Here is a 5,680-nt window from a genome sequence, read left to right on the forward strand (position 1 = left end):
CCGTCTCGAAGCATCGGGCGGTTTAATGCCGACACGGCGGCGACCGGTGCTATGATAATCCGGCGAAGATAAAGAGCGGGGGCGGGTTTGACGGATTACCGACCGTTGAAGGTTCGGGCGGAGAATGCCGAGGATATGGTGGTGATGGCCGCCTATCTGCAGGATGCCGTCGTGCCGGTCGAGGATATGGCGTTCCAGCCCGGCGACGAGACGATGCCCGGCGAGTTCGTGCTGGTCGCTCACCGGTTCCGCTGGGAGATGCTGGGCCCGCAGGAACAGCCTGTCGCCGGCGATCGCTATGAGCGCGTGCTGTGCGGCATCACCTTCCAGGGCGTCTATCGCGCCCGCCTGTCCGGCATCGACCGGCAGCGCGACCGCGGCGATTTTCTCGATTTGCTGACCGTGCGGGCGGCGGAGGGCGACGGGGCCGCGCATGTCGAGCTGATCTTCGCCGGCGACAAGGCGATCCGCCTGGAGGTCGCGCGCACCGACATCGTGGCCGAGGATTTCGGCGAGCCCTGGCCGACCATCTTCCGCCCGCATCATCCTGTCGAGGCGCGCTAGGCTTCCATGCGCGCCACCACCCGGGCCGTGGCGGTGCTGACCTTCGCGGTCGTGCTCAGCCAGTTCTTCCGCAGCTATCTCGCCGTTATAGCGCCCGAGGTGATGCAGGAGCTGAGCCTGACGCCGGCCATGTTCGGCTGGCTGTCCTCCACCTTTTTCCTGTCCTTCGCCGGCGCGCAGATTCCCGTCGGCATCGCCTTCGACCGGTTCGGCGTCGGCCGCCCGGTGACGGCGCTGCTGGGCCTTGGCGTGGTCAGCGCCGGGCTGATCGCCGTCACCCACAGCTATACGTTGGCCCTGGTGGCGCAGGCCGGGCTGGGGCTGGCCTGCGCGCCGCTGTTCATGGCGCTGGTCTATTACGCCTCGCACCATCTGCCGGAACAGCGCTTCGTGCAGACCATCACGCTGACCAGCGCCATCGGCACCGCCGGGGCCTTCATGGCGGCGGCCCCGCTGGGCTGGGCGACCTATCTGTTCGGCTGGCGCAGCGCGCTGGCGATGGCGGCGCTGCTGACCCTCGTGACCCTGCTGGGGGTCTGGCGCTTTGTCCGCGACGCCCGCCCAGCCGGCCAGGTGCCGGAATCGGCGGGCGAGACCGTGCGCGGCTGCCTGGCGCTGCTGCGCGTGCCGGCACTGTGGACGCTGATCCCGGCCTGCCTGGTGCTGGCGGCCGGCATTACCTTTCGCAACGCCTGGGGCGGCCCTTACCTGGCGGATGTCTACGCGATGGACGCGGTGCAGCGCGGCGAGGCGATGACGGTCGCCAGCCTGTGCGGGCTGCTGTCGGCCTTCGCCGTGCCGCTGCTGGTGCGGCGCTGGAACGCCAAGCGCATCGCCTCGATCTGGCTGGCCGTTTCGGTGCTGGCCGCCGCCGCGCTGACGGCGGTGCCGGATGGCGGCGTGGTCCCCAGCGTGGCGCTGATCGCGCTGCTGTTCACCATCGGCAATATCCACCCGCTGCTGATGGCCCAGGGCAAGAGCGTGCTGGACCCGGCGGTGCGCGGGCGCGGCTTCGGCCTGCTGAATTCCTTCGTCTTCCTGGGTTATGGCATCGCCGCCGCCGGCTTCGGGCGGATCGCAGAGGCCGCCGGCAATGCCGGCCTGCCGCCGGCCGGCATCTTCGCCTGGATCTTCGCCGCCGCCGCGCTGGCGCTGTTGCTGGGGCTGGTGCCCTATCTGTTCAGCCCCCATGGGGGGCAGCGCGGGGGGCAGCCGGGCGCGTGCTGAAGCGCCTCAGACCACCCGGCCGCGCGGCAGGGCGACGATCACGCGGGTGCCGGCTCCCTTGGCGCTGTCCAGCGTCAGCGTGCCATCATGCAGGGCGATCAGGTCGCGGCTGATCGGCAGGCCCAGCCCGGTGCCGCCCATATGCACGGTCATGCTGTCATGCACCTGCACGAAAGGCTCCACCGCGCGCGCGCATTCCTCCGGCGTCATGCCGGGGCCGGTATCGGCGACCCAGAAGCGCACCGCATCGGCGGTCTGGTCCCCGCCGACCATCACGCTGCCGCCGGGCGGGGTGAATTTCACCGCATTGGCGACCAGGTTGGTCAGCACCTGCTTCAGCCGCACCGGGTCGCCCCGCAGGACAGGATAGTGATCGGGGAACTGCATGGTCAGCGCAAGCTGCGCCTTGCTTGCATTGGCGGCGAACAGCCGCAGCACGCTGGTGGCGAGATTCGGCACGCTGACCGTCGTTTCGCGCAGCTGCATATGGCCAGCGCCGATCTTCGACATGTCCAGGATGTCCTCGATCAGCGACAAAAGCTGCGTGCCGCTGGCGTGGATATCCTCGGCATAGTCGAAATAGCGCGGATCGTCGGGGCCGTAGATCCGGTTGGCGATGATCTCCGAAAAGCCGATGATGGCGTTCAGCGGGGAGCGCAGCTCGTGGCTCATCACCGCCAGGAAGGTGCTTTTCGCCTCCGAGGCCGCCTCGGCGGCGATGCGGGCGGCCGCCAGCTCGGCGTCGGCCTTCACCCGGTCGGTGATGTCCTCGACCACACCTTCGTAGAACAAGGTCTGGCCATCAGGGCCGCGCACGGTCCAGGCTTTCTCCGACACCCAGATGCGCTCCCGGCTTTTCATCCGGTAGACCTGGGAGACGAAATCCCGCACCGATTGCTGCTGCGCCATCAGCCGGTGGAACTCCGCCCGGCGGCCCGGATCGACATACCATTCATTGCCGTTGTGCCGCAGATCCTCCAGCATTTCGGCTTCGCTGGCATAGCCGTTCAGGATCGCCAGCGCCGGGTTGGCGCGCACCAGCCGGCCATCCAGCGCCGAGCGATACAGCCCGACATTGGCATTCTCGAAAATGGACTGGTAATCGGCGTCGATCGGCCGCAAGGCTTCGGTCGCCTTGGGATTGCTCTCCGATGGGGCGGAGCGGTCTGACGAAGTCACCCGACGGATACTCGTTATGCTGTTGCAGTGCGATTTATATAAATGTTCCGCCGCCGCGCGCGATAGCCTGAAATCGTTACGGCCGGAATTGCCGCAGCCCGTTGACTCTTCGGCCCGCAGCGCCTAGGTCAAGCGGTCCCTTGCCGTCGGCGCAATCCGTGCGCTTTTTTGGAAGACTCATCATGTCCGCGAACGCGAATGACAGGCTGGTCCTCGCCCTGCCCAAGGGCCGCATCCTCAAGGAAGTGATGCCGCTGGTCCGCCATGCCGGCATCGAGCCGGAGGCGGCGTTCGAGGACGAGCATTCGCGCCAGCTCACCTTCGCCACCAACCGGCCGGAAGTCAGCATCATCCGCGTGCGCAGCTTCGATGTCGCCACCTTTGTCGCCTTCGGGGCGGCGCATATCGGCGTGGCCGGCAGCGACGTGCTGATGGAATTCACCTATCCGGAAATCTATTCGCCGCTCGATCTGGGCATCGGCAAGTGCCGCCTGTCGGTGGCCGAGCCGGCGGACCTGGCCGGGCGCGACGATCCTCAGCGCTGGAGCCATGTGCGCGTGGCGACGAAATATCCCGAGATCACCCGCCGCCATTTCGCCGCGCGTGGGGTGCAGGCGGAATGCATCAAGCTGAACGGCGCGATGGAGCTGGCCCCCAGCCTGGGGCTGTGCCGGCGCATCGTCGATCTGGTCTCCACCGGCTCGACCCTGAAGGCGAACGGGCTGGTCGAGATCGAGCGGATCGCGGAGATATCCTCGCGTCTCGCCGTCAATCGCTCGGCGCTAAAAACCCGGCCGGAGCAGGTCGGCTACTGGATCGACCGGTTCCGCGACGCCGCGGCGGAGATGGCCAATGCCGCGTAGGATGAATGCCGCCGCCGCCGGCTTCGAGCAGGAATTCGCCGCCTTCCTGGCCGAAAATCGCGACAATGGCGTCGATGTCGTCGGCGTGGTCACGGATATCCTGAAGCGCGTGCGCGCCGAGGGCGATGCCGCCGTGCTGGCCTATACGCGGAAATTCGACCGTGTCACCCTGACCGCCGAAACCATGCGCGTCACCGCCGCCGAGGTGGATGCCGCCTTCGCCGCCTGCGACGCCAAGCAGATCGAGGCGCTGAAGATCGCCGCCGCGCGCATCGAATCCTTCCATCGCCGGCAGGTACCGGAAGGCTTCGGCTACAGCGACGCCGAGGGGGTGGAGCTGGGGCTGCGCTGGACATCGGTATCGGCGGTCGGGCTGTATGTGCCCGGCGGGCTGGCGGCCTATCCCAGCTCGGTGCTGATGAACGCCATGCCGGCCAAGGTGGCGGGCGTGCCGCGCATCGTGATGACCGTGCCGACGCCGGACGGGGCGTTGAATCCGCTGGTGCTGGCCGCCGCCAAGCTGGCCGGCGTGACGGAAATCTATCGTCTGGGCGGCGCGCAGGCGGTCGGCGCGCTGGCCTATGGCACCCAGACCATCCAGCCGGTCGACAAGATCGTCGGCCCCGGCAACGCCTATGTGGCGGAGGCCAAGCGCCAGGTGTTCGGCACGGTGGGCATCGATTCCATCGCCGGCCCGTCGGAAATCCTGGTCGTCGCCGACAAGGATAACGACCCCGACTGGATCGCCGCCGACCTGCTCAGCCAGGCCGAACATTCCGACGATGCGCAATCGGTGCTGATCACTGACGATACGCTGTTCGCCGATGCCGTCGCGGCGGCCGTCGAGCGGCAATTGGCCGAACTGCCGCGCGGCGAGATCGCGGCGCTGAGCTGGAGGAATTACGGCGCCATCGTCACCGTGACGGCCCTGGCCGACGCCGTGCCGCTGGTCGACCGCATAGCACCCGAGCATCTGGAACTGGCGGTGGCCGATCCCGACGCGCTGTCGGCGAAAATCCGCAATGCCGGGGCGATCTTCCTGGGCCGCCATACGCCCGAGGCCATCGGCGATTACGTTGCCGGGCCGAACCATGTGCTGCCGACATCGCGCACGGCGCGTTTCTCGTCCGGCCTGGGTGTGCATGACTTCATGAAGCGCAGCACGCTGATCCGCTGCGACGCCGCCAGCCTGGGCCGCATCGGCCCGGCCGCCATTACCCTGGCCGAGGCCGAGGGGCTCGACGCCCATGCCCGCTCCGTTGCCGTGAGGCTGGGCCAGCCGCAGGGCGCCTGAGGCTTGGCCGGCGCGCCGGAGGGCGATAGCAACCGACGCCTCGTCAGGATCGTGCTTGACGAGCGCACGGTGGTGCGCCGCAGCCCGGAGGTCGAGCATGAGCGGGCAGTGGCGATCTACGATCTGCTGGAGGAGAACAGCTTCGCGCCGGCTGGTCACGAAGGCGGACCGTATCATCTGATCCTGTCGATCGAGGATAACCGCCTGGTGATGAATATTCGCACCACCGCCGAGGCGCCGGTGGCGGAGGTGCAACTGCCGATCGCCTCTTTCCGGCGCATCGTGAAGGATTATTTCACGATCTGCGAAAGCTATTACCAGGCCATCCGCCGCGCCACGCCGTCGCAGATCGAGGCCATCGACATGGGCCGGCGCGGCCTGCACAACGAAGGCTCCGAATTGCTGCGCGAGAGGCTGTCGGGCAAGGTCGAGATCGACTTCAAGACCGCCCGCCGGCTCTTCACCCTCATCTGCGTCCTGCATATCAGGGGGTGAGGCGCATGGCGATTGCGATTGGCATCGGCCTTGAGCCGTCTCCCCTCACCCAGCTCCG

At 67.7% G+C, this 5,680-nt stretch carries 6 protein-coding genes; 5 read left to right on the top strand and 1 reads right to left on the bottom strand.

The window, feature by feature from the left end; genetic code table 11:
- The first annotated feature begins 105 nt into the window (after nt 1–105).
- Both AUP43_RS05960 and AUP43_RS05965 read left to right on the top strand, forming a co-directional pair.
- Nucleotides 106–564, top strand: a complete 459-nt coding sequence (locus AUP43_RS05960; RefSeq protein WP_067553773.1) for a DUF2948 family protein — start codon at nt 106–108, stop codon at nt 562–564.
- Between the two features lie 6 nt (nt 565–570).
- A complete protein-coding gene (locus AUP43_RS05965; protein ID WP_067553776.1) occupies nt 571–1,791 on the top strand; it encodes an MFS transporter in 1,221 nt (406 codons plus the stop codon).
- A gap of 6 nt (nt 1,792–1,797) precedes the next feature.
- Here AUP43_RS05965 and AUP43_RS05970 read toward each other — a convergent pair whose 3' ends face one another.
- Nucleotides 1,798–2,970: a PAS domain-containing sensor histidine kinase gene (locus AUP43_RS05970; protein WP_232314890.1), complete on the bottom strand. Its 1,173-nt coding sequence runs from the start codon at nt 2,968–2,970 to the stop codon at nt 1,798–1,800.
- 182 nt (nt 2,971–3,152) lie between these two features.
- Here AUP43_RS05970 and hisG point away from each other — a divergent pair, with 182 nt between their 5' ends.
- Genes hisG through AUP43_RS05985 form a run of 3 tightly spaced genes read left to right on the top strand, consistent with a single transcriptional unit; the run spans nt 3,153 to nt 5,622 of the window.
- On the top strand, nt 3,153–3,833 hold the full coding sequence (gene hisG / locus AUP43_RS05975) for an ATP phosphoribosyltransferase (RefSeq protein WP_067553780.1): 681 nt from the start codon (nt 3,153–3,155) through the stop codon (nt 3,831–3,833).
- Nucleotides 3,823–5,127 carry a histidinol dehydrogenase gene (hisD, locus tag AUP43_RS05980; protein WP_067553781.1) on the top strand — a complete coding sequence of 435 codons (1,305 nt, stop codon included), beginning with the start codon at nt 3,823–3,825 and terminating at the stop codon, nt 5,125–5,127. The genes hisG and hisD overlap by 11 nt, the downstream gene beginning before the upstream one ends.
- Nucleotides 5,128–5,130: 3 nt before the next feature.
- A complete protein-coding gene (locus AUP43_RS05985) occupies nt 5,131–5,622 on the top strand; it encodes a UPF0262 family protein (RefSeq protein WP_067553783.1) in 492 nt (163 codons plus the stop codon).
- Nucleotides 5,623–5,680 lie beyond the last annotated feature (58 nt).

This window comes from Oceanibaculum pacificum, assembly GCF_001618175.1.
Classification (GTDB): domain Bacteria; phylum Pseudomonadota; class Alphaproteobacteria; order Oceanibaculales; family Oceanibaculaceae; genus Oceanibaculum; species Oceanibaculum pacificum.

Coding starts and splice junctions, on each gene's coding strand:
- AUP43_RS05965 (WP_067553776.1), top strand. CDS start 571: ATGCGCGCCACCACCCGGGCCGTGGCGGTGCTGACCTTCGCGGTCGTG.
- hisD (WP_067553781.1), top strand. CDS start 3,823: ATGCCGCGTAGGATGAATGCCGCCGCCGCCGGCTTCGAGCAGGAATTC.
- hisG (WP_067553780.1), top strand. CDS start 3,153: ATGTCCGCGAACGCGAATGACAGGCTGGTCCTCGCCCTGCCCAAGGGC.